Source organism: Aquihabitans sp. McL0605 (assembly GCF_049993875.1).
Classification (GTDB): domain Bacteria; phylum Actinomycetota; class Acidimicrobiia; order Acidimicrobiales; family Iamiaceae; genus Aquihabitans.
The window spans coordinates 4,362,256-4,387,436 of the sequence record NZ_CP188252.1 but is presented as its reverse complement, the minus strand read 5'-3'; the positions used below and the strand labels follow the sequence as shown (position 1 = coordinate 4,387,436).

Sequence of the window (25,181 nt, the reverse complement as noted above, 5' to 3'; positions counted from 1 at the left end):
CCTGTCAGCCGGCGGCGACGGGGATGCGGGTGCGGTGGCGGGCCGCCGCCGTGACCTCGATGAGATCACCGCGGAGGAAGTGCGGAGCGGCGGCGGTGATGCGGACGTCGGCGTAGGTGCCGACCCGCAGCGGCGACTCGCTCGCGAAGTGGACCAGCTTGTTCTGCCGGGTGCGCCCCGTCAGGACCGACGGGTCCTTGCGCGACGGGCCCTCCACCACGACCTCCTCGACCCGCCCGATGCGGGCCTCGTGCTTGCGCAGGGCCGAGCGCTCGAGCACCACCTTGAGGCGGTCGAAGCGCTCGGCCACCACCGCGGGATCGACGAACTGGTCGACCATCTCCGCCGCCTCGGTGCCGGGCCGGGGCGAGTAGATGAACGTGTACGCGGAGTCGTACTCGGCGGCGGCGGCCAGGGCGAGGGTCTGCTCGAAGTCGTCGTCGGTCTCGCCGGGGAAGCCGACGATCAGGTCGGTGGTGACCGCCAGGTCGGCGATGGCAGCCCGGGCGGCGGCGAGCTTCTCGAGGTACCGCTCGGCGGTGTAGCCGCGGTGCATGGCGGCGAGGACCCGGTCGCTCCCGGACTGCACCGGCAGGTGCAGGTGCTCGCACACCTCGGGGGTCTCGGCCATGGCCGCGATGGTCTCGGGCCGCAGATCCTTGGGGTGCGGGCTCGTGTAGCGGACCCGGCGGATGCCGTCGACGGCGCCGACCGAGCGCAGCAGCTCGCTGAACAGGGGGCGGACCCGGACGTCGTCACCGGCCCGGCGGGCGGCGAGGGTGAGATCGCGGCCGTAGCTGTTCACGTTCTGGCCGAGCAGCGTGACCTCGGTGACTCCGTCGCTCGCCAGCCCGGACACCTCGTCGACGAGCCGGTCGTAGGGGCGCGAGATCTCCTCGCCGCGCACCGCCGGCACGATGCAGAAGGCGCACGAGTTGTCGCACCCGATCTGGATGGTGACCCACGCGGTGTACCCCTCGTCGCGGCGAGCGGGCATGGCCGACGGGAACAGCTCGTGATCGTCGGCGACGGTGGCCTCGAGGATCTCGGTGAGCGGCCCCTCCTCCCGCGAGCGGTGCAGCAGCTCGGTGGCGCGGTGGACGTTGTGGGTGCCGAAGACCAGGTCGACGTAGGGCGCCCGCTCCTGGATGCCCTCCTTGTCCTTCTGCGCGAGGCAGCCGGCGACCACGATCTCCATGCCCGGCTTGCGGTCCTTCACCGACTTCAGGTGGCCGAGCGTGCCGTAGAGCTTGTTGTCGGCGTTCTCGCGGATGCAGCACGTGTTGAGGACGACGACGTCGGCCTCCTCCAGGTCGGTGGTGGCCTCCATGCCGTCGGCGTCGAACAGCCCCGAGATCCGCTCCGAGTCGTGCTCGTTCATCTGGCAGCCGAACGTCCGGACGAGGTACCGCCGGGGCGCAGCGTCGGAGGCGGGCAGGTCGGTCATGGCCCAGCAACTCTACGACCGCAGGCCCGCCGCCTCCCGATCAGGTCCGGACGCCGACCGTTCAGCCGACGGGGAAGGCCATCGGGTCACCGGCGAGACCGGCCTTCACGCCGCGGGTGACCTCGTCGGCCAGGACCTCGTCGGCGCCCGCCTCCACGCCGTCGAGCGCCTGCGCCGCCACCTCGCGGGGCGCGATCTTGGGGGCGTCGATGCTCGCCGCCATGTCGGTGTCGATGTAGCCGACGTGGACACCGGTGACGGTGGTGCCGGCCGGGGCGAGCGCCGAGCGCAGGGCGTTGGTGGCCGACCACGCCGCCGCCTTCGACGCGCTGTACCCGTCGCCGGCGGAGATCCACGACAGCACCGAGTGGACGGTGACCACGGCCCCGCCGCCGTGCGCCGCCAGGATCGGGGCGAACGCCCGGGTGACGGCGATGGGCCCGAAGAAGTTGGTGTCCAGGTCGGCCTGGATGGCGGCGAAGTCGCCGTCGGCGATGCGGGCGCCGCTGTGGCTGCCGGCGTTGTTGATCACGAGGGTCACGTCGCCGGCCCGCGCGGCCGCCGCCTCGACCTGGGCTGCGTCGGTCACGTCGAGGGCCAGGGGCGCGACGCGCGGGTCGTCGCTCGGCTCCGGCGTGCGGGCGGCGGCGTAGACCTTGACCGCGCCGCGGGCCAGGAGCTCCTCGACGAAGGCAGCCCCCAAGCCGCGGTTGGCGCCGGTGACGAGTGCGGTCGAGCCTTGGATCTGCATGGTTTGCTCCTGGGTAGGGAGTGGCCCGAACGGGCCACTCTGTTGCATCATGCAACTCACTTCGACGGTCAACCATTCCCGATCCGTCGATCCGGTGGAGACGGGCCCGCTCGAGCGCCGTCGTGCCTCCCGGCGTTCGTCCGGCCGCGCGCCGTGGTCGGCGGCGGCGGATCGCGAGGTCGCCTACCGCGAATGGTGGTGGTGGGCCAGCAGCCCCGCCTGCACCGTCATCGGGGCACCGCTGTCGAGCACGTGGGGACACCCGTGATGAGAGCAACGATCGCTGGGCTCGGAGCCCTGGCCGCCGCCATCTTGTTGAGTGGCTGCCTGCAGCTGCAGATCAGTCCGGTCCTCGATCGCAGCGCGACCATCCGCCACGGCTCGCTCGAGCACCTCACCGTCACGGGCACCATCTCGTGCACCCGGAGCGAGCCGGTGGACCTGTTCCCGACGTTCACCCAGAGGTCGACGACCGACGAGCCCGAGTCGGTCAACATCCCCTGCGAGCCCGGCACCCCCCGCCCGTACACGGTCCGGTTCGAGGTGACCCACGGCTTCGTGACCGGCCAGATCCAGGCCTCCATCCAGTACTGCACCAATCCGTCGGTGGAGCTGAACGAGGACTGCGTGACCGTGTCGCGGGTGCTCACCGTGACCTCGCCCTGAGCGGGGAGGGCGCTCCGGCCCGGCGCCGGCGGCCCGTCCTCGAGGCGAACCAACGCCGTCCCCGGCGAGCGGACGCGCGAAGCTGGATCGATCGACGATGGCCTGGTGGTGCCGACCGATCACGAGGGTGCGCTGATCGCCATCCTCCAGGCCGCGCATGCCGGCGAGCTGGCCGCGGCCTACGCCTACCAGGGCCACTGGCGCTCCCGCATCGGTGCGAGGCGCCGAGCGGAGCGCGAGGAGATCAAGCGCATCGAGGCCGCCGAGTGGCACCACCGCAACCAGGTGGCCGAGCTGCTCGCCGCCCTGGGCGCCGGGACGGTGCGCTGGCGCGAGGTGCTGATGGGTTCGATCGGCCGGTTCTTCGGGGCGCTGTGCTTCGTGGGCGGACGGTTCCTGCCCATGTACGCGGCCGGCCGCCTCGAGGCGATGAACGTCGGCCAGTACGTCGACGCCGCCGCCCACGCCCGAGCCTCGGGCCACAATGCGTTCGGCGACCAGCTCGACGAGATGGTGGCCGAGGAGGCCCGCCACGAGGCCTGGTTCTCCGACCAGTGCCGTGGCCACTGGGCACTCCCGGCGGTGAGCGTGCTCGGCGGGTGGTCGCCGGCCGAGCTCACCCCGGAAGCCGAGTCCGGGCGCACCGCCGAGCCGGCGCCTCAGACCGCAACCGACTGACGCGGCGCCTGCCTCACCGGGGACGCGCCGAGAGCGCCCGGCCCCAGCTGGTCCGGACGCCCTCGACGGGTGTGGGGGAACGTGTCCCCGGTTCGCCTGATGCCGCGCAGGGTCAGGCCGCTGCTGGAGCAACGGTTCCTTCCCTGGGGTTCAGGCGGGTGGTGCGCTGACCGGACGTGGCGCCGTCCGGTCAGCGACGAAGGGTGTGCCCTTCGCCCGGCCCCCTGGACAAGGGCCGGGCGATCACGGGACGACCGACAGAAGGCGGTTCAGTCGAGCGTGATGGGCAGATCGTCTGGATCCAGCTCGAGGTCGACCTCGGTCTCCTCGGCTGCGTTGGGGTCGTTGTCGATCCCGACCTGGACCCGGATGCGTTCGGAGACCTCGACCATGATCTCGGGGTTGTCGGTGAGGAACTGCTTGGCGTTCTCCCGGCCTTGGCCGAGCTGCTCGCCTTCGTACGTGTACCAAGCACCCGACTTCTTCACGAACCCCATGTCGACACCGATGTCGAGCACGGAGCCCTCCCGGCTGATGCCACGCCCGTACATGATGTCGAACTCGGCCTGCTTGAACGGTGGGGCCACCTTGTTCTTGACCACCTTGACCCGGGTGCGGTTGCCCACGACCTCGACGCCGTCCTTGATGGACTCGATGCGGCGGATGTCGAGCCGGACCGATGAGTAGAACTTCAGCGCCCGGCCACCAGGCGTGGTCTCGGGCGAGCCGAACATCACGCCGATCTTCTCTCGCAGCTGGTTGATGAAGATGCAGATGGTGTCGGTCTTGTTGAGGTTGGCGGTGAGCTTGCGCAGCGCCTGCGACATGAGCCGGGCCTGGAGGCCGACGTGCGTGTCGCCCATCTCGCCTTCGATCTCGGCGCGCGGCGTGAGGGCCGCCACCGAGTCGATCACCACGATGTCGAGCGCACCGGAGCGCACCAGCATGTCGGTGATCTCGAGGGCCTGCTCGCCCGTGTCGGGCTGGGAGATGAGCAGCTCGTCGACGTCGACCCCGATGGCCCGGGCGTAGACCGGGTCCATGGCGTGCTCAGCATCGACGTAGGCGCAGATGCCGCCGTTGCGCTGCGCCTCGGCCACCACGTGCATGGCGAGGGTGGACTTGCCGGAGGACTCCGGGCCGTAGATCTCGATGACGCGGCCCCGGGGCAGCCCCCCGACACCCAGTGCCAGATCCAGCGCCAGCGCACCGGTGGGGATGGACTCGATGGCCATCGACCCCTTCTCACCCATCTTCATGACCGAGCCCTTGCCGAACTGCTTCTCGATGCCGGCCAGAGCCATGTCGAGTGCCTTGTCTCGCTCCACTGCGTTCTCCTTCTCGTGAACCACGACGGTGTTTGTGTGGCTGCGGCGAACGCAGCGATCCGATGCGATGGACCCTACGGAGGGGGTCTGACAGCGAAGCCGCCGGAGCGGGCCGAGCTGCGTGCTCCGGCGCACCGGAACAACACCCATGGTATTTCGAACACCTGTTCGGAGGCAAGGACCTTCGGCAAGAAATCCGAGATCGTCGCCGAGCACCCGCCGCGCCCCGCTGGGTGCCGCGCCACCCCGGGCCGGGACGCGCGCCTGCGGTCAGGAGCGGCGCACCGACGGGTCAGGCGAAGGCAGCGATGAGGAAGCCGGTGCCCAGGAGGGCGAGGACCGCGCCGTAGCCGCGCTCGAGGCGGCTCGGGTCGGTCCGCAGGGCCACCCGGGCACCCAGGCCCGACAGCGGCACGGAGCCCAGCGCGAAGGCGGCCACGACGGTCATGTCGATGTGGCCGAGCGCCAGGTGGATCAGCGTCCCGGGGACCGCCAGGACGGCGGCGACGGCCAGCGAGGTGCCGAGGGCCGGCTTGATGGCCATGCCCAGCACGGCGATGAACAGCGGGGCGAGGAGGAAGCCGCCGCTGTTGGCGAGCAGGCCGGCGGCGAGGCCGGTGACCACGGCGACCCCGATGATCAGGGCCCGGCGAGCGGGCTCGTCGGTGTCGACCTCGACGTGGGCCGGGCTGAGGAGCATCCGGATGCCGAGCACGGCGATGACGGCGTCGGTCACGTAGATGAGCGAGCGGGCGTCGATGTAGCGGGACCCGAGGGCGCCGAGGATGGTGGCCGGGACGCCGGCGATGAGCGACCAGGTCAGGACGTTGCGGTCGATGAGGCCCTTGCGCCGGTACCCGTCGGCGGCCACCAAGGTGCCGGGCACGGTGGCCGGGAGCGGGGCGACCAGGGCGATCACCGGGGGGATGCCGAACGCCATGAGGATCGGGGTGGCCAGGGCGGAGCCGCCCTTGCCCAGCAGGCCTCCCAGGAACCCGATCCCTGCGCCGATGGCCATGATCAGGAGGAGGTGGGAGGTCACGAGACCAGCATCCGCCTGGTCGATCGAGAAGTCCAAGACGTAGATGCGATGAACTACATAAGCTGTGCCTATGGATCTCCGCCAGGCCGCCTACGTCGTCGCCGTGGTCGACCACCAGACGTTCACGGCCGCGGCCGCGTCCATCCCGGTCAGCCAGCCCGCCCTGTCGCAGGCCATCGCCTCGCTCGAGCGGGAGCTGGGCACGGACCTGTTCCACCGCATCGGCCGCACCGTGGTGCTCACGCCCGCCGGGGAGGCCTTCATCGAGCCCGCCCGCCGCATGCTGCGCGATGCGGAGGTGGCCCGCGCCGCCGTGTCGGACGTGGCCGGCCTCGCCAGCGGGCACCTCGACATCGTCGCCCTCCCCACCCTGGTGGTGGAGCCGCTCGTCGAGCTGGTGGGCCGCTTCCGCAAGCTCCATCCCGGCGTGCTCGTACGCATCACCGAGCCCGAAGACGCTGAGGGCATCGTCGCCCTGGTCCGCTCGGGCGCCAGCGAGCTCGGCCTCGGCGACGTGGCCCCCGACGACCGCACGATCGCCGTCGACCACCTCGGCCGCCAGTCGCTGCTGGCCGTCCTGCCCCCCGGCACCCCGCTCAGCGCCGACCGGCAGCTGCCCGTCACCCGCCTCGCCGGGTTCCCGCTCATCACCACCCCGCGCGGCACGTCGAGCCGCCGGCTGCTCGCATCGGCGCTGCGCCAGGCCGACCCCGATGCCGACCCGCGCATCGGCGTGGTCACCGAGCACCGCGAGGCGATCGTCCCCCTCGTCATGGCCGGCGCCGGTGCCGCCGTGCTCCCCGAGCCGCTGGCGCGCGCCGCCGCGAGCCTCGGCGCCGTGGTGGCACCGCTCTCGCCCCCGCTGGAACGAGACCTCTACCTCGTGCGGCGGGACGGCCCGCTCTCCCCCGCGGCCCGGGCGTTCCGCACCCTGGCGCTCGCCCATGCCGACCCCGCCGCGTCCCCCGCCCCCAGGGACGGCGAGTCGTGAGCCCAGGAACGGGGACGGCGCGCAACAGAACCCGCTGCCCGTTCGTCTGACAGGGTGTGCACCATCCGGCGGAGACCACCTCGATCATCGGCGATCCCGCCCGCCCAGCCGGGCGACCCCACGTGAGCGGCCACGCTCAGCTCGAGGCGCTGTACCACGAGCACTACGAGGCGTCCGTCCGCCTCGCCCACCTGCTCACCGGTGACCGGGCGCGGGCGGAGGAGCTGGCCCAAGACGCGTTCGTCCGGATCGCGCCACGCCTCGCCACCACCGACAACCCGGGCGGCTACCTCCGCACCGTGCTGGTGAACCTGTGCCACGACGCCGGCCGTCGGGCCACCCGGGCCCGGAGCCACCCGCACGACGCGCCCGCCTCGGCCCCGCCGCCCGCCATCCCCGCCACGTCCACCGCGGTCTGGCACGCGCTCCAGACGCTCCCCGAGCGCCAGCGCACCGCCGTCGTCCTCCGCTACTACCTCGACCTCCCGACCGACGAGATCGCCGAGCTCCTCGACGCCCGGCCCGCCACCGTGCGATCCCTCGTCCACCGCGGCCTCACCACCCTCAAGGAGGTGGTCCCCCATGACTGAGCCCACCGACCACGAGCCCGTCGATCCCGCCGACCCCGCCGACGCGGCCGACCGGGCGTGGTTCCACCAGCAGGTCGACCCGGTGATCGACGCCGAGCCCATCGCCGACGCGTGGACCGCCATCTCGGCCCGCGCCGCCGCCGGCGACGGACCAGACCTCGTCTCGACCCAGCGGCGGCCGCTGGCCCGGTGGCTCGGCGCTGCGGCCGTCATCGTCGTGCTCATCGGCGCCGCGGCGGTCGTCGCCAACCGTCGGTCCGACGACGGCTCCGACGTGGTCACGGGCGGCGCCGCCGACGCGACGGGCTTCTACATCCCCCACGACCTCCCCGACGGTTGGTCCCTCCACCTCGTGGAGATGATCTACTTCGGGACCTGCGCCACGGCGTCGCACGACTGGACGGGCCCCGCGGGCACCGCCTTCCCACGGACGCTGCACCTCACCTACGACGGCTGCGACACGCAGGCGATGGTGCAGGACGGGCCCAGCTCGGGGGCGCTCGGCCCCGGCGTCGACCGGTCGGCGCTGCTGGTGCGGGAGAGCACGCCGCTGTCCCAGGAGCTGCTCTGGCGGAACCAGGGGGCGTGGGCCCTCACATCATCGGGCGGGATCTCCGGCACCGATCTGATCGAGGCCGGCAAGGCGATCGTGGCCGACCCCTCCTCGGCCGATCCGCCGCTGCCCGGCTACACGACCACCAGCACCAGCTACACGCCGCCGGTCCCCGCGTCGCCCACGGTGATCGTGCAGATGACCACCCCTGCCGGCGACACGCTCGCCTACCGGCTGGCGGCTCCGGGCAAGGGGCCCGACGCCGATCCGTTCACCACCGACGTGCCCGTGGCCATCGCCGGTCAGGACAACCGGGTGGTCCTCCGCGACGCCCACACCGAGCGATGGGGCCCGAGCGGTGGCCGTGCCGGGCGCGATCCGAGCGCGCGCTATCTCGGATCGTGGCCGGGCGCGTCGATCGACATCCCCCGTTGGACCATGATCGCGGACTCCGTCATGACGCCACCCCAGCCCGGCTCCGCGATCGACGACGACACGGTCCGCACCCTGGTCGGCTCCCTCCGCCCGGCCACCGCCGACCAGTGGCGGGCCTTCCTGGCGACGGCAGCCACGGCGACGCCCGATTGGCAACTCAACCGCGCCGCGTCGCTCGTCGACGATGCCATCCAGGGCACCACCGGGACCACGGCGCCGTCTGCCCCGGCGACCAGCACCACCGGCTTCCCCGCCACCACCACGACGGCCGCAGGGGCTTCGGACGCGACCGACGGCTATTCCGAACTGCGCGATCTCGGCTTCCGCCTCGAGCTGGCGGCAGACACGGTCCGCTCGGGCAGCTCGGTGGAGGCGACGCTGGCCGTGCACAACCGGTCGGACCAGCCCGTCACCCTGACCCAGTGCACGCTGCTCTACGCCAGGCTCGGGCTCGTGAGCACCAAGGACCCCGACGCTTCCCTGCCCCCGGTCTCGGGCGACCACTGCGTCTCGTCCCCGCTCGACCTCCCGCCCGTCGGCCCGACGATCGTGCCTGCCAACGGCGACCTCCGCCTCCCGGTCACCTGGCGGACGCCGTCCGGTCTCCAGGCCCTCAGGCCCGACCGCGATCCGAAGCACGACGGCACCACGTTCCTCGGCACGCTGCCGCCCGGCACCTACGACGCCGTCATCGAGATCCCGGGCAGGACCAGCGACGGAGGGGCGACCACAGCGATCACGGTCACCGAGCCGCTGTGCCCCACGACCGACGATCTCGTCCGCTCGTACCTCGACCTGACCTCCGAGCAGGCCGCCAGCCAGGCGATCGCCGACGGGCTCGCCTACCGGGCCGTCAGCATCGACGGCGTGGGACAGGCGATCACCGAGAACCTGCGGTGCGACCGGATCAACGTCGCCCTCGTCGACGACATCGTGGTCGGCCTCGTCCGCTACTGAACCACCGAGAGGAGCGACAGGGTCAGCCGTCGCTGCCGAAGGGGTCGGGGTCTCGAGCAGAGCCGAGGAGCTTGAGGCGCAGGGCGTTCATGGCGGTGATCACCGTGAACTGGCGGATCTGGAGGCGGTCGCCGAACAGGGGGACGTGGAACGCCTCGGGGCCGGCCTCGCCGCTGAGCGGACCGAGGTCGATCGCCACGAACACGGTGCCGGCCGGATGGCCCTCCTGCTCGTCGGGGCCGGCCACGCCGGTGACCGCCACACCCACGTCGGCGCCCAGCACCTCACGGGCGCCCACGGCCATCGCCGACGCGGCCTCGAGCGAGACGACCGGGCCCTCGGGCACGTCGAGCACGTCGAACTTCACCTGCGACGCGTACGAGACGATCGAGCCGCGGAACACATCGGATGCGCCCGGCACGTCGGCGACGCGAGACCCCATCATCCCGCCGGTGAGCGACTCGGCCAGCCCGAGCGTGAGGGGGCGGCCGAGCCCCAGCCGCTCCCCCGCCGCCCGCAGCTCCTTGAGCACCGAGGCCTCGATGGTCTCGTCGTCGACGCCGAAGACGAGGTCTCCGAGGATGGCCCGGATCTCCCGCTCCTCCTCCGCCACCAGCGCCTCGGCCGACGCCTCGTCGGCGCCCTTGGCGGTGAGCCGCAGCTTGATGCCCTCGATGCCGCTGGCGTTGTAGGCGAGCGTGGGGTTGCCCGAGCCGTCGAGCACGGCGATCCGTCCGGCCAGGCGCTCTGCCAGCCCGGACTCGCTCTCGCCCCAGGTGCGCAGGGTGCGGCTGAAGATGGTGGACACGTCGCCCGAGCGGCGCTGGAGATCGGGGACGATGGCGGCGAGCACCAGCTCCTGCATCTCGCGGGGGACGCCCGGGACGGCGTAGAGGACCTTCTCCTCGCCGTTCCACGTGACCGGGCAGATCAGCCCGGGTGCCGTGCCCGGCTGCGGGTCGCGGATGGCCGTGGCCCCCACGGGCACCTCGGCCTGGCGCAGGTTGTTCATCGGCATGCGCCGGCCCCGCGAGCTGAACATCAGCTCGATGCGGGCGGCCAGCTCGTCGTCGAGCTCGAGGTCGACGCCCATCACCTTGGCGATGGCCTCCTTGGTGATGTCGTCCTGCGTGGGGCCGAGCCCGCCGCAGCAGATCACGGCGTCGGACCGAGACAGCGCCAGCTCCAGCGTGGCGACCATGCGGTCCATGTTGTCGCCGACCTTGGTCTGGAAGAGCGAATCGATCCCCGCGATGGCGAGCTGCTCTCCGATCCACGACGAGTTGGTGTCGACGATCTGCCCGAGGAGCAGCTCCGTCCCGATGGCAACGACCTCACAGCGCATCGGCGCACCCTACGACCGGCCGCGCCCGGTGCGGGCCGACGGTTCCCGCCGAGTCGTGGGAGCCTGATGCCGTGCGATCGACCGAGCGCATCGAGGTCACCGACCTGGTCCTCGACATCGGCCCCGACGGGGTCCGACGGCCGGTCGACGCGGGCGCGGTGATCCAGGCCTGCCTCGATCACGGCGACCGCCGCGCCGCCCGCATCGCCCGGTCCCTGCCCACGACCGACGGCGTGCTCGACCCCGACCGCGTCGACCACCTCCTGGTCGCCGTCCACGGTGAGATCCAGCGCCTCGCCGAGGAGTTCCACCACGGCGCGCGCGTGTGGGCGATCGTCGGCCCGATGCTCGACGCGCTCCGAGCGGCGGGGGTCCCGCCGCCGTACCGGGTGGTCGATGTCGGCTGCGGGACCGGCTACGTGGTCCGCTGGCTGGCGGCGAACGCCCGGGCCCCGGACGTGTCGTTCGCCGGCGTCGATCTCAACCCCGCGCTCATCGCCGCTGCCCGCGGTGCTGCGCTGGAAGAGCACCTCGACTGCGACTTCCACGCCTCCGACGTGTTCGCGCTCGACCTGCCCGCCACCGTGCTGATCTCGACGGGCGTGCTCCACCACTTCCGGAGCGCGGCCCTCGAGCGGTTCTTCCGGCTCCACGAGGAAGGCACCGCGCAGGGGTTCGTCCACATCGACTTCGAGCCGTCGCCGATCGCCGGCCTCGGGGCCTGGCTGTTCCACCACACGCGGATGCGGCTCCCGCTGTCGCGCCATGACGGCGTCCGGTCGGCCCAGCGGGCCTACCCGGCCGAGCTCCTCGTCGAGGTGACCGCCACCCAGGCGCCGTCGTTCGCCACCTGGGTGTCCGACCGGACCGTGCGGGGCACCCCGTTCCCGTGCGCGCTCACCAACCTGGTCGGCACCCGACGCAGCCTCGGGCCCGACGCGATGACGGCGGTCGGCCACCGCCCCCGCCACGGGAGGGGCCGAAGGTGAGCGCCGTGCGGCTGGCGGCGGTGTGGGCCCTGGTCACCTTGGACTGCGCCCTGATGGGCTACCGGCTGGCGATGGGTCGATCGCTGCACCTCGACAAGCGCCGGCTCCACCAGCAGGCGTCGATCCGCGCCGGACTGCTCGGCCTGATCCCGATCGCGGCGGTCACCGCGCTGGCGCTCGGGTTGGCTCGTCCCGACGGCCCGCTCGACGCCCACGCGCTCGACGATGCGCTCGGGCGGTTCCTGGTCGTGGGCGGCGCCTACGCCGGGATCGTGCTCGTCGGCACCGCGCTCTGCCTCGTCCCGTCGGTGACGGTCCGGACCGTGGCGAGCATCGCCATCTTCGGACCGCTGACGCTGCTGCGCCCGCTCATCGTGGTGGTGACGGTGGCCGCCGCGGTGCTCCCCGACCCGAGCGCCCCGCTGGTGGTGCTCGGCCTGCTGGTCGCGGTCCCGGGCGTGGCCATCGAGCCGATCCTCGACCGCCGCATCGCGGCGGCGCTCTCGGCCGCGCCTGCGCCTGCGCCTGCAGCGGCGGGGGCGACCGGCTGAACAGCCCTCAGGCGCTGGTGGTGCGGTGGCCGAGCGTGGTGGCGGCGCCCCGGCCGTCGAGCAGGTACTGGGCGCCGGAGATGTAGGTGAGGGCGACCGCGATCCACAGCACCGTGGTGGCGAGCAGGTGGTAGTCGGCGGTGACCGGGAACAGGGCGAACGCCACGGCGAACTCCTGGACGACGGTCTTCAGCTTGCCCAGGGTGCGGGCGGGCACGGCCAGGCCCTGGCGGCCGAGGTGCGTCCGGTAGACGCTGATCGCCACCTCCCGGATGGCGATCAGCAGGACGGGCACGATCCAGAACCGGCCCGCCGCCACCAGCGCGAACAGGGCGCCGAGCACCAGCACCTTGTCGGCCAGCGGATCGAGGAAGGCGCCCGACCGGGTGGTGCCGTGCTTGCGGGCGAGGTGGCCGTCGATCCCGTCGCTGAACGCCAGCACGGTCCAGAAGGCGGCCGCCGCCCACGAGGAGGGCTCCTTGACGATCATCACCAGCAGCGCCGGCGTCATCACCAGCCGGAGCATCGTGATCATGTTGGCTGGCGTGAGGAGCGCGCCCGGGCCGTAGCGGTCGTCGATCGGCACCGGGCCGTGCGTCTGGTCGTGCTCCCCCATGGACATCGCCGCTGCTACTCCGCCTCGAGGTCGGGCCCGAGGGCGCCGGTGACGGTGAGCGTGGCGAACGTGCCGGCGGCCAGATCGTGCGGAACGGTGATGATGCCGTCGATCTCAGGGGCTTCGCGGTGCGAGCGCGCCGTACCAGGGGTGTCCACGAGGACTTCGACCTGCGTACCGATCAGTTCGTCACGTTTTCTCGCCGTGATCTCGTCCTGCAGCTCGCGCAGCTCGGCCAGCCGGTCGGCGACGAGCTCCTCGTCGACCTGGCCGTCGAGGTCGGCGGCGTAGGTGCCGACCTCGGGCGAGTAGGCGAAGAAGCCGCACCAGTCGACCTGGGCCTCCTCGACGAACTGGAGCAGCGCGTCGTGGTCGTCCTCGGTCTCACCGGGGTAGCCGACGATGAAGTTGGAGCGGAACGCGGCGTCGGGCTCGCGGCGGCGGATGTCGTCGATGCGGCGGAGGAACTTCTCGCCGTTGCCCCACCGGCGCATGCGGCGCACCAGCGGCGGCGACACGTGCTGCAGCGAGAGGTCGAAGTACGGCACGCCCGTCTCGCAGATGGCGTCGATCAGCCCGTCGGTGAGATCGGACGGGTAGAGGTACAGCAGCCGGGTGCGGGCGACGCGCTCCGACACGGCCCGCACCAGCGGGACGATGGCCCGCTCGCCGACGCCCTGGTCGCGCCCGTAGGCGGCCAGGTCCTGGGCGACGAGCACGATCTCCTGGGCATCGAGCGCCTCGACCTCGTCGAGGATCGTCTCGATGGTCCGCGAGCGCTGCGGGCCCCGGAAGCTCGGGATGGCGCAGAACCCGCAGGCACGGTCGCAGCCCTCGGCCACCTTCACGTAGGCCCACGGCCGGGTGGAGCGGGGGCGGGGCAGGTTCAGCAGGTCGAAGGTGGGCAGCGACGGCTTGCGGCCGATCGCCACGGCCGTGGCCGTGGCCGAGCTGGGCGCGGCATCGTCGCCGTGGTGGTGGTCGTCGTGGACGGCGTGGCCGAAGCCGGCGACCAGGTCGATCTCGGGCATGGCGTCGGAGAGCTCGTCGCCGTAGCGCTCGGCCATGCAGCCCGTGACCACCAGCTTGGCGCCGGGCGCCTTGTGCTCGGCGAGGGCGAGGATCGTGTCGATGGACTCCTGGCGGGCCTCGCCGATGAAGGCGCAGGTGTTCACGACGAGCAGCTCGGCCTGATCGGGATCGTCGGTGGACGCGAACCCGTCCGCGCCGAGCTGGCCGACGAGCTTCTCGGAGTCGACCTCGTTCTTGGGGCACCCGAGGGTGACCAGGTGGTACCGCGACATGGCTCAGCAACGCTACTGGCCCGGACCCCCGACCGAGCAGCCCGGGGCCGCCGGCTCGGCGCTCCGCTGGTGACGGCGCCGGCGCGTAGGTTGCGGGGCGCATGGAACTCCGGATCGACCCGCTGACGGGCGTGCAGGTGCAGGTCACCGGTAGCCGCCAGACCCGGCCCAACCGGCCCACCACGGGCTGTGCGTTCTGCGTCGGGGGCACCGAGGCACCCGACCCCTACGTGGTGAAGGCGTTCAAGAACCGGTGGCCGTCGTTCCCCGACGAGCGGTGCGAGGTGGTGCTCTACGCCCCCGACCACGATGCGCGTCTCCCCCACCTGCCGCTGAGCCACGTGCGCCTCGTGGTCGACCTGTGGGCCGAGCGCACCGCCGCCCTCGGGGCCCGCGACGACCTGGCCTACGTGCTGGTGTTCGAGAACAACGGCGAGCAGGTGGGCGCCACCATCCCCCACCCCCACGGCCAGATCTACAGCTACCCCGACGTCCCGGCGCTGCCCGCCACCGAGCTGGCCCGGCTGGCCGAGGGCCACCGCCTGCTCGAGGACGACCGGCCCGAGCTCACGGTCATCGAGCGCGACGGCTGGCGGGTGTGGGTGCCCTCCGCCCCCATCTACCCCTACGGGATGCGGGTGGCACCGCTCGAGCAGCGCCCCGACCTCCCCTCGCTGACCGACGCGGAGCGCACCGCGTTCGCGTCGGTGTTCAGCGAAGCCCTCCGCCGGCTCGAGGGCGTGTTCGACCCGCCGATGCCGTACACGTTCTGGATCCACCAGCGGCCCTTCGACGGCGGCGACTGGCCGCAGGCCTGGATGCACGTCGAGATCGCTGGGCCCCACCGCGCGCCCGGCGTGATGCGCTACGTCGCCGGGGCCGAGCTCGGCAGCGGCGCCTACCTCAACCCGGTGCCGCCCGAGGATGCCGCCGCCAACCTGCGGGCCGTGCAGCCGTGACCCTCACGGTGGTCGCGCCCGGCCGGGTGAACCTGATCGGCGAGCACACCGACTCCAGCGGCGGCCTCGTGCTGCCGCTCGCCATCGACCTCGCCACCACGATCACCGGCACCCGAGGCGGCGACCGGATCGTCCTCACGTCGGCCACGGAGGCCGAGCCCGCGATCGTGCCGCTCGCGGTCGACGACCCTGCCGCCCTCTCCGGCTGGGCCCGCTACGTGGCGGGCGTGGTGGCGGAGATGGCCCCCACGGTCGGGTTCACGGGCACGGTCACCACGACGCTCCCGGTCGGCGCCGGGCTGTCGTCGAGCGCCGCGCTGGAGGTGGGCGTCGCCCTGGCCCTCGGGTTCGGCGGCACCGTGGTGGAGCTGGCCGAGCTGACCCAGCGGGCCGAGCAGCGGGCCTCGGGTGTCCCCTGCGGGGTCATGGACCAGCTGGCGTCGGCCGGCGGGGTGGAGGGGCATGCCCTGCTCATCGACTGCCACGCGCTCGAGATCACGCCGATCGCCATCCCCGACGGCGTGGAGATCCGGGTCATCCACTCGGGCCAGCACCGCGAGCTGGCGGCGTCGGCCTACGCCGAGCGGACCGCGTCCGTCGCCGCCGCCGAGGCCGTCCTCGGCCCCCTCCGCCTCCTCGTCGACCCCGCGTCCGCCGACGCCCTCGCCGATCCCGTGCTGCGCCGCCGGGCGCGCCACGTCATCAGCGAGAACCAGCGCGTGAGCGACGTGGCCGCGGCCCTGCCCGCGGGCGACCTCCAGGCCGTCGGCCGGGCGATGGCCGCCAGCCACGCCTCCCTGCGTGACGACTTCGAGGTGTCGACGGACGTGCTCGACGCGCTGGTCGATCGCCTGGCCGCCACGCCCGGGGTCATCGGTGCCCGGCTCACCGGCGCCGGCTTCGGCGGCTGCGTGGTCGCCCTGACCCGACCCGGCGCGCTCGACGAAGGCTGGCTGGTCCGCGCCACCGGGGGCGCCCGAGTGGACCTGGCGTAGCCAGGCGTCGCCGGGCGGCGGGATCTACGCCAGCACGGCAGCAGCGATCGCGGCATGGAGGCGGCGGCGGGCCTGGGGCGTGCACACGCCCCACCAGAACAGGTCCTGGCCGTCGACCTCGACGACCGGCGCGATCGGTCGGAACACCTCGAGGTGGAACGGCTTGAACGCGTACGGCTCGGTGGGCGCCAGCACGACATCGGCGCCGCGGTCGGCGACGGCGGTCAGCTCGATCGTCGGGTACCGGTCGCCGTCGCCCCCGAACGCGTTGACCACGCCGATCGACGCGAGCAGCGACGAGCCGTAGGTGTCGCCCGACAGCGTCATCCAGGGCCGCCGCCAGATCGGGATGAACGCCCGGAGGTCGAGCGCAGGGAGCAGGTCGTCGGCCGGCTCCACGTCGACGTCGAGGCCCAGGACCGCGGCCAGCGCGTCGAGCGCAGGGGCGACGTCGGCGACCGACCGCGGCGAGCACGAGTGCACCGCGATGCCGTGGGCCACGAGCGCATCGGCATCCTCCCGGCGGTTCTCCTCGTCGTTGACCACGACGAGATCGGGCTCGAGCCCGACGATGTCGGCGATCTCCGGGTTCTTCGTCCCTCCGACCGACTGGATCCCCGGCTGCTCGCAGAACCGCGTGCACGCGACGGGCACGATGCCCCACGCCAGCAGCGTCTCGGTGATCGACGGGACCAGGCTCACCACCCGCACGGCACGGTGGGCGGTGCTCACATCCGGTCGAGCAGCTCGGCCTTCTTGCGGGCGAACTCGGCGTCGCTCAGCACGCCGCGCTGGTGCAGCTCGGCCAGCTGGTCGATCTGCTCGGGGATGGTGTGGGCCTGCGGCGTGGTGGGGTCGGCCGGCGCCCGCGATCCCGAGCGTCCCGCCTCGCCCATGCGCTCGAACTTGCGGTTCTCGTTGGCCTCGATCTGCGTGTAGATCTCCTTCTGCACGATGCTCGGCCGACGGACGTTGCGGAACTCGTTGGCGCCGGTCTCGCTGGCCGACTCGATCTTCAGGTCGCCCGCCCCCACCAGGCGCTCGAGCGGCCCCTGGTTGAAGAACACCGTGTTGACCCGCTCCAGCGGGATGTCGACGCCGCGCTTGGCGATGATGCCCTCGCGGTTGATGATGCGGTCGGTGGTGAGCACGAAGTGGGTGTTGGTCCAGCGCGCGTACGTGAGCCCGAACCACCCGAGGCAGATGAGGAAGCCGACGCCGGCGACACCGGCGGAGCCCGTGTCGAGCCAGCTGGCGCTCGGGTTCCAACCGAGCAGCAGCAGCCCGACGATGATCATGGCGATGAACACGCCCGTGGACAGCGCCATGAAGAGCCAGTGCGGGCGCAGGTCCAGCACGATCTCTTCACCGTCGTTGAGGAGCTTCGGAGGAAAGGCCACGGAGCGAGTGTAGGTCGGTCCTGACGAGCGGTTCCGTGACGATGACCCCGGCTGCGGCCCTACGCTCGCGGCCGTGGACCCGGACCGACTGCTCGATGGGCTCGACCCCTCCCAGCGGCGCGCCGTCACCACCGAGTCCCAGCCGCTGGCCATCCTCGCGGGCGCCGGCTCGGGCAAGACCAGGGTCCTGACCAGGCGCATCGCCCACCGCTGCCTCACCGGCACCGCCGACGCCCGCCACGTCCTGGCGCTCACCTTCACCCGCAAGGCGGCCAACGAGCTCGACACCCGCCTGCGCCAGTTCGGCCTCCGAGACCTCCCGGCCGCCGGCACGTTCCACGCCGTGGCCTACGCCCAGCTCCGCACGCGCTGGTCCGGCGCCGGGATGGCCGCCCCCACGCTGCTCGACCGCAAGGGCCGGATCCTCGGGCGCATCCTGGGCGGCACCACGCGCGTCTCGCCGATGGACCTCGCCGCCGAGATCGAGTGGGCCCGCGCCCGCCTCATCCCGCCCGAGCGCTACCAGCTGGCCGCAGCCCAGGCCGACCGCCGCCTGCCCGTCGATGCCGAGCGCGTGGCCGAGTGGTACCGGCGCTACGAGGAGGACAAGCGCAAGCGGGGGCTGGTCGACTTCGACGACCTCCTCGCCCAGTGCGCCGATGCCATCACTGCCGACCCGTCGTTCGCCGCGGCCCAGCGCTGGCGGTTCCGCCACCTGTTCGTCGACGAGTACCAGGACGTCAACCCGCTCCAGGAGCGCCTGCTCCGGGCGTGGCTCGGCGACCGGCCCGACCTCGCGGTGGTGGGCGACCCGAACCAGGCGATCTACGGCTGGAACGGAGCCGACCCGTCGTACCTGCTCGACTTCGCCGCCCAGCACCCCGGTGCCGAGGTGCTCGAGCTCGAGCACTCGTACCGCTCCACGCCGCAGATCCTCCACACGGCCGCGGCCGTGCTCGCCTCGGGCCGGCCCGGGGCGCGCCACGCGCTCCAGGCGCACCGCAGCGACGGTGTCGTCCCCGCGGTGATCGGCTACTCCTCCGACCTCGACGAGGCCCACGGCATCGCCCGCGCCGTGCACGACAACCACGTGCCCGGCCGCCCCTGGTCGGCCCAGGCGGTGCTGGTGCGCACCAACGCCCAGACCACCCTCATCGAGGCCGCGTTCCGCCGCGCCGCCATCCCCCACCGGGTCCGCGGCGCCGGCCGCCTGCTCGACGATGCGGAGGTGCGAGACCTCCTCGGACGGTTCGACAAGCTCCGCGAACCGCTCGCCACCACCCTCACCGACCTCGAGGCCAGCATCGCCAACCAGCGCGCCGTGCTCGTCGAGTCGCTCGGCGGGGGCACCGCCGATCCCGACGACCCCGCCCCCGTGATCGACGAGTCGAGCGCCGCCGGCCGCAAGCTCGTCGCGTTCGAGCAGATCCTGCGCCTGGGACGAGACCTGCTCGTCGTCGAGCCGACCGCCCGCACCGACGGGTTCAGCGGCTGGCTCCGGGCCACGCTCCAAGAAGACGGCGCGGAGGTCCGCAACGCGGTGAGCATCGTGTCGTTCCACGCGGCCAAGGGCCTGGAGTGGCCGGTCGTCCACCTCGCCGGCGTCGAGGCCGGGTTCGTCCCCATCACCCACGCCCGCACGGCCGACGAGCGCGCCGAGGAGCAGCGGCTGTTCTACGTGGCCGTCACGCGCGCCGCCGACGTGCTGCGCTGCACCTGGTCCGAGCGGCGCACGTTCGGCGCCCAGACCGTCGATCGCAAGCCCTCGCCGTACCTCGCCTGGGTCCGCGCTGCCGCCAACGATCTGGCCACCGAGGTGGTCCACGCCGACGATCCGCTCCCCGCCGTGGCCGCGTCGCGCGCCGTGCTCGACAGCACGCTGCAGGGTGAGCGGCCGCTGCACGACGCCCACGTGCTGCGCACCGCGCTGCAGGCGTGGCGCACCGAGGTGGCCCGCCAGGCCGGTGTCCGCCCCACCGTCGTCCTCGCCGACAAGGCGCTCGAGGCCATGGTCCGCACCCGACCCCGCACCGACGACGACCTGGCCGGGCTGCGAGACATCGGTCCGTCCACCCGCGAGCGGCACGGCGCTAGGTTGCTCGCCGTCGTCGCCGAGTGCAGCCACCCCACGCCCGCGGCACCGGCCCAGGACCACCTCACCGGCACCTGAGCCGCCACGCAGACCAGCAGGAGCACCCGTGCGCTTCGAGATCAGCCAACGGTTCACCCACCCGGCCGCCGCCGTCGACGAGGCCTACACCGACCCGGCCCTCTACCCCACCCTCGTGGGGCTCCCGAACCTGGGCGACATGCGCGTGCTGAGCCACGAGCGGAGCGGCGACACCGCCAAGCTCCGCGTCCACTGCAAGTTCGTCCGCGAGTTCTCACCGGCTGTCGCGGCGGCGATCGATCCCAGCAAGCTGTCGTGGGTCCAGGAGTCGCAGCACGATCTGGCGGCGGGCACCACGACGTTCCGCTTCGTCCCCGACAACTACGCCGACCGCTTCTCTGCGTCGGGCGGGACCCGAATCGTCTCGAACGGCGATGGCAGCCTCCGCACCCTCAGCGGCGACCTCAAGGTGCGGGCGCCGCTGGTGGGCGGCCGCGTGGAGAAGGCCATCGTCGAGGGGCTCGAGGAGTACCTCCACGCCGAGGCGGCCCTGGTGGACCGCTTCCTCGACGGCGGCGCCTGATCAGCGCAGGTCGTCCTGCCGGGCCTCGCGCTCGGCGAGGAGGTCGAGGAACTGGCCGGGCCCCATCGAGATGAACGTGCCCTTGGCGGTGGCCGTGATCTTGTCGCCGGCGTAGATGGCGCCCTCGGTGAAGATCTTCCGGCGCTCGACGCCGACGAGGCGACCCTCGATGCGCAGCGGGACCTGCAGCGGCGTGGGCGACTCGTAGCGGACGGTGAGCGTGCCGGTCATGCCCGGCGCACCCGACAGGGACTGGGTGGCCCCCAGCAGCTCGTCGAACGCGGCCGCCACGTAGCCACCGTGCACGCACCCGGGCGGGCCCTCGTAGGCCTGGCCGAAGGTGACCTCGGCGATGATGACACCGTCCTCCTCGCGGATGGTCATGGGCGGGGCGAGCGGGTTGGCGATGCCGATGAGCGGGCTGTGGTCGAAGAGCGGGTCCTCGCGCTTGCCGGCGTTGGCCTGCTCGGAGAACCCGTACAGGTCGCGCTGGCCGTGGCCCTCGAAGCGGCTCGCCGCCGACGCCACCTCCGCGGTGGCGGCGATGATCACGTCGTCGGGCGCGTCGGTGGCGACGAGGCGATCGACCAGGTCGCGGGTGGCATCGGCGAGGTCCTTGAGCGCCTCGCGGCGCGGGGAGAGATCGGTCTGCACCGCGGCTGCCCGCAGCCGGCGGGTGACGGCATCGAGGTGCTCCGGGTCGGCGCCCGACAGCGCCGGCAGGTGGGCGGGAGGAAGCTCTGCGTCGGTCATGGGTGCTCCGGGGTGGGACGGGCCGGTACGCGCTACTCGGCCAGGTCGATGATCACGGGGGCGTGGTCCGAAGGCTTCTCACCCTTGCGGGCCTGGCGGTCGATCGTGGCGAACGTGGCGCGCGACGCCACCGACTCGGTGGCCATGACCAGATCGATGCGCATGCCGCGGTGCTGGTGGAAGTCTCCGGCGCGGTAGTCCCACCAGCTGTAGAGCTTGGGCTCGGGCTGCAGCCGCCGGAAGGTGTCGACCAGGCCCCACGCCTCGAGGTCGGCGAGCGCGGCGCGCTCGGCCGGGCTGGTGTGGGTGCTGTCGACGAACTTGGCCGGGTTGTACACGTCGTCGTCGGTGGGGGCGATGTTGTAGTCGCCCGCCACCACGACCGCATCGCCGGGGGTGCCCTGCGAGTCGAGCAGGGTGCGCAGCTGCGCCAGCCACCGGAGCTTGTACTGGTAGTGGTCGTCGTCGAGGGTGCGACCGTTCGGCACGTAGGCGCTGGCGACGCGGATGCCGCCGCAGGTGGCCCACACCAGCCGGGCCTCGGGATCGTCGTCGCCGGGACCGAAGCCGAACATCGGATCGTCGAGGCCGACGCGGCTCAAGATGGCGACGCCGTTCCACCGGCCCTCACCGTGGTGGACCGACTCGTAGCCCATCGACTGGAAGGTCATCGCGGGGAACGCGCTGTCCGCGAGCTTCGTCTCCTGGAGGCAGACGATGTCGGGCTCGACATCGGCGAGCCAGGCCTCGACGCGGCCCAGCCGCGCCTTCAGCGAGTTGACGTTCCAGGTGGCGAGGCGCACGCGGGCGACCCTAGCGGCCGTTCGCCGCCGTACGATCCGACGGATGGAGGCCACCTGCTGGAGCGACTACCTGTGCCCGTGGTGCTACGTGGGCCAGGACCGGAGCCGGCTCCTGGAGTCGCTCGGGGTCACCGTCGTGCACCGCCCCTACGAGCTCCACCCCGAGATCCCCGCCGAGGGCCGGTCGATCAAGGCCGACGGCCGGATGGCCCCGACGTTCCGTCGCATCGCTGCCGAGAGCGAGGCCGTGGGCCTCCCGTTCCGGGCACCGGTCCGCATGCCGAACACCCGGCGAGCGCTCGAGACGGCCGAGTGGGTGCGGCTGCACCACCCCGATGCGTTCGACGAGCTCCACGCCGCCCTGTTCGACGCCCACTTCGCCCGGGGCCTGGCCATCGACGACCCCGACGTCATCGACGAGCTCGTCCGCAGCGCGGGCGCGCCGGCCGCGGCCGTGCGCGAGGCCGTGACCTCGGGTGCCGCCCACGACATCGTGTCGACGTCGATGGACGAGGCGCGCGCCACGGGGGTGTCGTCCACTCCCACCTGGGTCCTGGATCACGGGTTCACCGTGCCCGGGGCGCTCGATCGCCCGACGTTGGAGCGCTGGGTCACCAAGCTGGTGGCTCGCTCCACTCCCCCCTCGCCGACGCCCCACCGCTGAAACGCGGCGGGAGGGCCGGGCGACACCGCACCCGGCCCTCCACCAACGAGGAGTCCGCTGACTACTTCTTCTTGGCGGGCGCCTTCTTGGCCGGGGCCCGCTTGGCGGGAGCCTTCTTGGCCGGCGCCTTCTTCGCGGGCGCCTTCTTGGCCGGAGCCTTCTTCGCGGGCGCCTTCTTCGCGGGCGCCTTCTTGGCCGGAGCCTTCTTCGCGGGCGCCTTCTTCGCGGGCGCCTTCTTGGCCGGAGCCTTCTTGGCCGGAGCCTTCTTCGCGGGCGCCTTCTTGGCAGGAGCCTTCTTGGCCGGAGCCTTCTTCGCGGGCGCCTTCTTCGCGGGTGCCTTCTTGGCCGGAGCCTTCTTTGCTGCGGCCTTCTTGGCCGGAGCCTTCTTGGTCACTGCCATGCTGGGTGCCTCCTCGGCTGGTTGGGTTTCCCCATCGGAGGCGGCGCCCCCGTGGAGAACTGTTGCAGAAGGCGCGGCGTCCTCGCTCGATCCCACACCAGGGACCGCAAGGTCGATCCCCCGACGCGGGGTGTCGAACGCCGTGACGATGAACGTCCCCTCCTCGCCCACCGTCAGCACTTCGCGTGCCTTGGTGGGAGCGGGGACCGCCATTGCCTTGAGCGGGATGTAGCACTGCGCGCCGTCGACCGTGGCGTACGCGCCGTGCGATGAGAACCGATCGACGGTGGCCGCGACGAGCGAGCCGACCGGATGGTTGCTGACGAACGTGATGAAGGGCATCGGTTCGTTGATCGGAGTGGAGGCCTTGCCGCTGGGACGGCGACGGCGGTTGCGCGACGAGCCCTCGCCCGGCGCGGCCTCGGTGCCCGAGGCACTCGCGGTGCTCGGCGCCTTGGCCGCCTGCTTGGCCGGCGCCTTCTTCGACGCAGCCTTCGCCTTGCGCGGCGCGGCCTCGGGTGCGTCGGTTGCGGCCGACTTCTTGGCGCGGCGCCCGCCTGGCGGCGGCCCCGTGGGCATGGGGAGGGGCAGGTTGGCCAGGTCGGAGCCCGACGACGTGCCCGACCGCTTGGAGCGGCCCTCGCGCGTGGCGCGCCGGCTGGTCGGCCCGCGCACCGGGGTGCGCCACACGAAGACCCACCCGACGCTCGGCACCGGCTTGCCACCGAGGAGGCGGCCCTCGTCGAACAGCCACTCGTAGCTGCCGTGGAACTCCTGGAAGGAGTCGTTCGAGAAGACGGTGGCGTTGGCCTTGTCGGCGACCTGGAGGATGAACGCGTCGCCGCGCCCGATCGCGCCGGCCGGCGGCGTGACGAGCTCGCCGTTGACGATGCCCTCCTCGAACATCGCCCGCTCGCTCTCATCGATGCGATGACCGAACGTGGCATCGACGATGACCGTCAGCATGAGGTCGCCGTACTCATCGAGCAGCGCGCGAACTGCCTCGTCGAGTTGAGCGAGGCTGGGCGCGGTGCGCCCTTCGGTTGCGATGTTGGATCCGTCGACGATGACGTGGGTGATGGCCATGTAGCTGCCAAGTCAAGCACCTTGCGCGCACGTGACGTGGGACCGTGCGCTGCGTGAACGCGACCTACCATCGCCGAGTGACCATCGCTGCCGTCCTGTTCGACTTCGGTGGCGTGATCACCACCAGTCCGTTCGAAGCGTTCGCGCGCTACGAGCGCGACCACGCGCTGCCCACCGACTTCCTCCGCACGGTCAACGCCACCGATCCCGACACCAACGCGTGGGCCCGGCTCGAGCGCAGCGAGATCGACCTCGGCGGGTTCGATGCCGCCTTCGCGATCGAGTCGGAGCGGCTCGGCCACCGCGTCGACGGGCGCGACGTCCTCGCCCTCCTGTCGGGCGACCTCCGCCCCGAGATGGTCACCGCGGTCGAGCGCTGCGGGCAGCGGCTCAAGACCGGGCTGCTCACCAACAACGTCGTCGGCATGGACCCCAGCGGGGCCATCGCCGAGGTGCTCACCCACTTCGACGCGGTCATCGAGTCGAGCGTGGTGGGCGTCCGCAAGCCCGATCCGGCGTTCTACGAGCTGGCCTGCGAGGCCCTGGCCATCGCCCCTGACCAGGCGGTGTTCCTCGACGACCTGGGTGTCAACCTCAAGCCGGCCAAGGCCATGGGCATGGCCACCATCAAGGTCGGCGACGCCGCCGCGGCGCTGGACCAGCTCGAGGCGCTCGTGGGCTTCCCGCTGCGCTAGCGCCAGGGGAAGGGCCGGGTGGCAGGGGCTACTGGTAGCCCTCGGCGATGTGCTCGACCCACCACGCCGGCGCCGCGTTCATGAGCGTCGACAGGTCGAGGTAGTCCCACCAGCGCGCCACCTTGCCGTCGCGCACGTCCATCACCGAGGTGAACGGGAGGCGGACGGTGTGCTCCTCGTCCCACGTCCACGTCTCGGCGTGCTCGGTGATCACGCGATCGCCCATGGCGGTGATCGGACCGTCGTGGAGGTCGTACGCCTGGAGCGGCGCGATGCCCAGCGCGAGCCGAGCCTCGGTCGCTGCGGGACCGACCGCGCCATCGTCGATGCCGATCACCGGCACGTCGACGTAGTGACCGTCATCGGCCATGAACGCGCCGACGGCCGCGAAGTCTCGTCGCCCGAGCGCGTCCCAGAACGCGGTCACGAGGGCGATGTTGTCGGCAGTGGTCTGGTCGGTCATGGGCGTGGAGCCTCGCGCACCGCGGCC

The 25,181-nt window shown here is 72.4% G+C and carries 26 protein-coding genes; 13 read left to right on the top strand and 13 right to left on the bottom strand.

Annotated features, from left to right (window positions below; all coding sequences use genetic code 11):
* Positions 1-4: 4 nt before the first annotated feature.
* Complete coding sequence (gene miaB, locus ACPPVX_RS20360) at positions 5-1,447, bottom strand: tRNA (N6-isopentenyl adenosine(37)-C2)-methylthiotransferase MiaB (RefSeq protein WP_426572410.1); 1,443 nt, start codon at positions 1,445-1,447, stop codon at positions 5-7.
* Between the two features lie 61 nt (positions 1,448-1,508).
* Complete coding sequence (locus ACPPVX_RS20355; protein ID WP_426572409.1) at positions 1,509-2,198, bottom strand: SDR family oxidoreductase; 690 nt, start codon at positions 2,196-2,198, stop codon at positions 1,509-1,511.
* Between the two features lie 267 nt (positions 2,199-2,465).
* On the opposite strand from ACPPVX_RS20355, the gene ACPPVX_RS20350 reads away from it, so the two are divergent.
* Together ACPPVX_RS20350 and ACPPVX_RS20345 are read left to right on the top strand one after the other, a co-directional pair.
* Entirely contained in the window at positions 2,466-2,864 is a 399-nt protein-coding gene (locus ACPPVX_RS20350; RefSeq protein WP_426572408.1) for a hypothetical protein, read from the top strand.
* A 105-nt stretch (positions 2,865-2,969) separates the two neighbouring features.
* On the top strand, positions 2,970-3,542 hold the full coding sequence (locus ACPPVX_RS20345; protein WP_426572407.1) for a hypothetical protein: 573 nt from the start codon (positions 2,970-2,972) through the stop codon (positions 3,540-3,542).
* A 269-nt stretch (positions 3,543-3,811) separates the two neighbouring features.
* Here the strand turns inward: ACPPVX_RS20345 and recA are convergent, their stop codons facing one another.
* Positions 3,812-4,846: a recombinase RecA gene (gene recA, locus ACPPVX_RS20340; protein ID WP_426575062.1), complete on the bottom strand. Its 1,035-nt coding sequence runs from the start codon at positions 4,844-4,846 to the stop codon at positions 3,812-3,814.
* Positions 4,847-5,162: 316 nt separating this feature from the next.
* The gene (locus ACPPVX_RS20335) at positions 5,163-5,912 is read right to left on the bottom strand and encodes a sulfite exporter TauE/SafE family protein (protein WP_426572406.1); all 750 of its coding nucleotides are present in this window, start codon (positions 5,910-5,912) and stop codon (positions 5,163-5,165) included.
* Positions 5,913-5,982: 70 nt separating this feature from the next.
* Between ACPPVX_RS20335 and ACPPVX_RS20330 the strand changes: the two genes are divergently transcribed.
* The 3 genes from ACPPVX_RS20330 (at position 5,983) to ACPPVX_RS20320 (ending at position 9,438) form a co-directional block, all read left to right on the top strand.
* Entirely contained in the window at positions 5,983-6,903 is a 921-nt protein-coding gene (locus ACPPVX_RS20330) for a LysR family transcriptional regulator (protein ID WP_426572405.1), read from the top strand.
* A 122-nt stretch (positions 6,904-7,025) separates the two neighbouring features.
* Positions 7,026-7,493, top strand: coding sequence for an RNA polymerase sigma factor (locus tag ACPPVX_RS20325; RefSeq protein WP_426572404.1), 468 nt, complete (start codon positions 7,026-7,028; stop codon positions 7,491-7,493).
* Complete coding sequence (locus ACPPVX_RS20320; RefSeq protein WP_426572403.1) at positions 7,486-9,438, top strand: hypothetical protein; 1,953 nt, start codon at positions 7,486-7,488, stop codon at positions 9,436-9,438. Before ACPPVX_RS20325 ends, ACPPVX_RS20320 begins: the two co-directional genes overlap by 8 nt.
* Before the next feature lie 22 nt (positions 9,439-9,460).
* Here ACPPVX_RS20320 and ACPPVX_RS20315 read toward each other — a convergent pair whose 3' ends face one another.
* Complete coding sequence (locus ACPPVX_RS20315; protein WP_426572402.1) at positions 9,461-10,783, bottom strand: competence/damage-inducible protein A; 1,323 nt, start codon at positions 10,781-10,783, stop codon at positions 9,461-9,463.
* Positions 10,784-10,854: 71 nt separating this feature from the next.
* Between ACPPVX_RS20315 and ACPPVX_RS20310 the strand changes: the two genes are divergently transcribed.
* Positions 10,855-11,772, top strand: a complete 918-nt coding sequence (locus ACPPVX_RS20310; protein ID WP_426572401.1) for a class I SAM-dependent methyltransferase — start codon at positions 10,855-10,857, stop codon at positions 11,770-11,772.
* Positions 11,769-12,323 carry a hypothetical protein gene (locus ACPPVX_RS20305; protein WP_426572400.1) on the top strand — a complete coding sequence of 185 codons (555 nt, stop codon included), beginning with the start codon at positions 11,769-11,771 and terminating at the stop codon, positions 12,321-12,323. Before ACPPVX_RS20310 ends, ACPPVX_RS20305 begins: the two co-directional genes overlap by 4 nt.
* 7 nt (positions 12,324-12,330) lie before the next feature.
* On the opposite strand, the gene pgsA is transcribed toward ACPPVX_RS20305, so the two are convergent.
* Entirely contained in the window at positions 12,331-12,945 is a 615-nt protein-coding gene (gene pgsA / locus ACPPVX_RS20300; RefSeq protein ID WP_426572399.1) for a CDP-diacylglycerol--glycerol-3-phosphate 3-phosphatidyltransferase, read from the bottom strand.
* Positions 12,946-12,953: 8 nt separating this feature from the next.
* Positions 12,954-14,243: a 30S ribosomal protein S12 methylthiotransferase RimO gene (gene rimO / locus ACPPVX_RS20295; protein WP_426572398.1), complete on the bottom strand. Its 1,290-nt coding sequence runs from the start codon at positions 14,241-14,243 to the stop codon at positions 12,954-12,956.
* Between the two features lie 101 nt (positions 14,244-14,344).
* Here rimO and ACPPVX_RS20290 point away from each other — a divergent pair, with 101 nt between their 5' ends.
* A complete protein-coding gene (locus ACPPVX_RS20290) occupies positions 14,345-15,202 on the top strand; it encodes a galactose-1-phosphate uridylyltransferase (protein WP_426572397.1) in 858 nt (285 codons plus the stop codon).
* A complete protein-coding gene (gene galK / locus ACPPVX_RS20285; protein ID WP_426572396.1) occupies positions 15,199-16,197 on the top strand; it encodes a galactokinase in 999 nt (332 codons plus the stop codon). Before ACPPVX_RS20290 ends, galK begins: the two co-directional genes overlap by 4 nt.
* A gap of 24 nt (positions 16,198-16,221) precedes the next feature.
* Here the strand turns inward: galK and ACPPVX_RS20280 are convergent, their stop codons facing one another.
* Together ACPPVX_RS20280 and ACPPVX_RS20275 are read right to left on the bottom strand one after the other, a co-directional pair.
* Positions 16,222-16,929: a helical backbone metal receptor gene (locus ACPPVX_RS20280; RefSeq protein ID WP_426572395.1), complete on the bottom strand. Its 708-nt coding sequence runs from the start codon at positions 16,927-16,929 to the stop codon at positions 16,222-16,224.
* On the bottom strand, positions 16,926-17,597 hold the full coding sequence (locus ACPPVX_RS20275) for a PH domain-containing protein (RefSeq protein ID WP_426572394.1): 672 nt from the start codon (positions 17,595-17,597) through the stop codon (positions 16,926-16,928). The genes ACPPVX_RS20280 and ACPPVX_RS20275 overlap by 4 nt, the downstream gene beginning before the upstream one ends.
* A 73-nt stretch (positions 17,598-17,670) precedes the next feature.
* Between ACPPVX_RS20275 and ACPPVX_RS20270 the strand changes: the two genes are divergently transcribed.
* Together ACPPVX_RS20270 and ACPPVX_RS20265 are read left to right on the top strand one after the other, a co-directional pair.
* Positions 17,671-19,767 carry an ATP-dependent helicase gene (locus ACPPVX_RS20270; RefSeq protein WP_426572393.1) on the top strand — a complete coding sequence of 699 codons (2,097 nt, stop codon included), beginning with the start codon at positions 17,671-17,673 and terminating at the stop codon, positions 19,765-19,767.
* A gap of 28 nt (positions 19,768-19,795) precedes the next feature.
* The gene (locus ACPPVX_RS20265; protein WP_426572392.1) at positions 19,796-20,290 is read left to right on the top strand and encodes a DUF2505 domain-containing protein; all 495 of its coding nucleotides are present in this window, start codon (positions 19,796-19,798) and stop codon (positions 20,288-20,290) included.
* On the opposite strand, the gene ACPPVX_RS20260 is transcribed toward ACPPVX_RS20265, so the two are convergent.
* Both ACPPVX_RS20260 and ACPPVX_RS20255 read right to left on the bottom strand, forming a co-directional pair.
* Positions 20,291-21,043 (bottom strand): PaaI family thioesterase, encoded by a 753-nt coding sequence (locus ACPPVX_RS20260; protein ID WP_426572391.1) that lies wholly within the window; start codon positions 21,041-21,043, stop codon positions 20,291-20,293.
* Positions 21,044-21,075: 32 nt separating this feature from the next.
* Positions 21,076-21,846 (bottom strand): exodeoxyribonuclease III, encoded by a 771-nt coding sequence (locus ACPPVX_RS20255; RefSeq protein WP_426572390.1) that lies wholly within the window; start codon positions 21,844-21,846, stop codon positions 21,076-21,078.
* 43 nt (positions 21,847-21,889) lie between these two features.
* On the opposite strand from ACPPVX_RS20255, the gene ACPPVX_RS20250 reads away from it, so the two are divergent.
* Complete coding sequence (locus ACPPVX_RS20250) at positions 21,890-22,510, top strand: DsbA family oxidoreductase (protein WP_426572389.1); 621 nt, start codon at positions 21,890-21,892, stop codon at positions 22,508-22,510.
* Positions 22,511-22,571: 61 nt separating this feature from the next.
* On the opposite strand, the gene ACPPVX_RS20245 is transcribed toward ACPPVX_RS20250, so the two are convergent.
* A complete protein-coding gene (locus ACPPVX_RS20245) occupies positions 22,572-23,996 on the bottom strand; it encodes a histone H1-like repetitive region-containing protein (protein WP_426572388.1) in 1,425 nt (474 codons plus the stop codon).
* A 77-nt stretch (positions 23,997-24,073) separates the two neighbouring features.
* Between ACPPVX_RS20245 and ACPPVX_RS20240 the strand changes: the two genes are divergently transcribed.
* On the top strand, positions 24,074-24,691 hold the full coding sequence (locus tag ACPPVX_RS20240; protein ID WP_426572387.1) for an HAD-IA family hydrolase: 618 nt from the start codon (positions 24,074-24,076) through the stop codon (positions 24,689-24,691).
* Between the two features lie 28 nt (positions 24,692-24,719).
* Here ACPPVX_RS20240 and ACPPVX_RS20235 read toward each other — a convergent pair whose 3' ends face one another.
* Positions 24,720-25,154 (bottom strand): nuclear transport factor 2 family protein, encoded by a 435-nt coding sequence (locus ACPPVX_RS20235; protein ID WP_426572386.1) that lies wholly within the window; start codon positions 25,152-25,154, stop codon positions 24,720-24,722.
* Between the last annotated feature and the right edge of the window lie 27 nt (positions 25,155-25,181).

Bases quoted from the DNA above. Each gene is read 5' to 3' on its own strand.
- rimO (WP_426572398.1), bottom strand. From the start codon at position 14,243: ATGTCGCGGTACCACCTGGTCACCCTCGGGTGCCCCAAGAACGAGGTC.
- ACPPVX_RS20260 (WP_426572391.1), bottom strand. From the start codon at position 21,043: ATGACCGACGCAGAGCTTCCTCCCGCCCACCTGCCGGCGCTGTCGGGC.
- ACPPVX_RS20290 (WP_426572397.1), top strand. From the start codon at position 14,345: ATGGAACTCCGGATCGACCCGCTGACGGGCGTGCAGGTGCAGGTCACC.
- recA (WP_426575062.1), bottom strand. From the start codon at position 4,846: ATGGCTCTGGCCGGCATCGAGAAGCAGTTCGGCAAGGGCTCGGTCATG.
- ACPPVX_RS20245 (WP_426572388.1), bottom strand. From the start codon at position 23,996: ATGGCCATCACCCACGTCATCGTCGACGGATCCAACATCGCAACCGAA.
- ACPPVX_RS20355 (WP_426572409.1), bottom strand. From the start codon at position 2,198: ATGCAGATCCAAGGCTCGACCGCACTCGTCACCGGCGCCAACCGCGGC.
- ACPPVX_RS20250 (WP_426572389.1), top strand. From the start codon at position 21,890: ATGGAGGCCACCTGCTGGAGCGACTACCTGTGCCCGTGGTGCTACGTG.
- ACPPVX_RS20320 (WP_426572403.1), top strand. From the start codon at position 7,486: ATGACTGAGCCCACCGACCACGAGCCCGTCGATCCCGCCGACCCCGCC.
- ACPPVX_RS20235 (WP_426572386.1), bottom strand. From the start codon at position 25,154: ATGACCGACCAGACCACTGCCGACAACATCGCCCTCGTGACCGCGTTC.
- ACPPVX_RS20315 (WP_426572402.1), bottom strand. From the start codon at position 10,783: ATGCGCTGTGAGGTCGTTGCCATCGGGACGGAGCTGCTCCTCGGGCAG.
- ACPPVX_RS20330 (WP_426572405.1), top strand. From the start codon at position 5,983: ATGGATCTCCGCCAGGCCGCCTACGTCGTCGCCGTGGTCGACCACCAG.
- ACPPVX_RS20350 (WP_426572408.1), top strand. From the start codon at position 2,466: ATGAGAGCAACGATCGCTGGGCTCGGAGCCCTGGCCGCCGCCATCTTG.
- pgsA (WP_426572399.1), bottom strand. From the start codon at position 12,945: ATGTCCATGGGGGAGCACGACCAGACGCACGGCCCGGTGCCGATCGAC.
- miaB (WP_426572410.1), bottom strand. From the start codon at position 1,447: ATGACCGACCTGCCCGCCTCCGACGCTGCGCCCCGGCGGTACCTCGTC.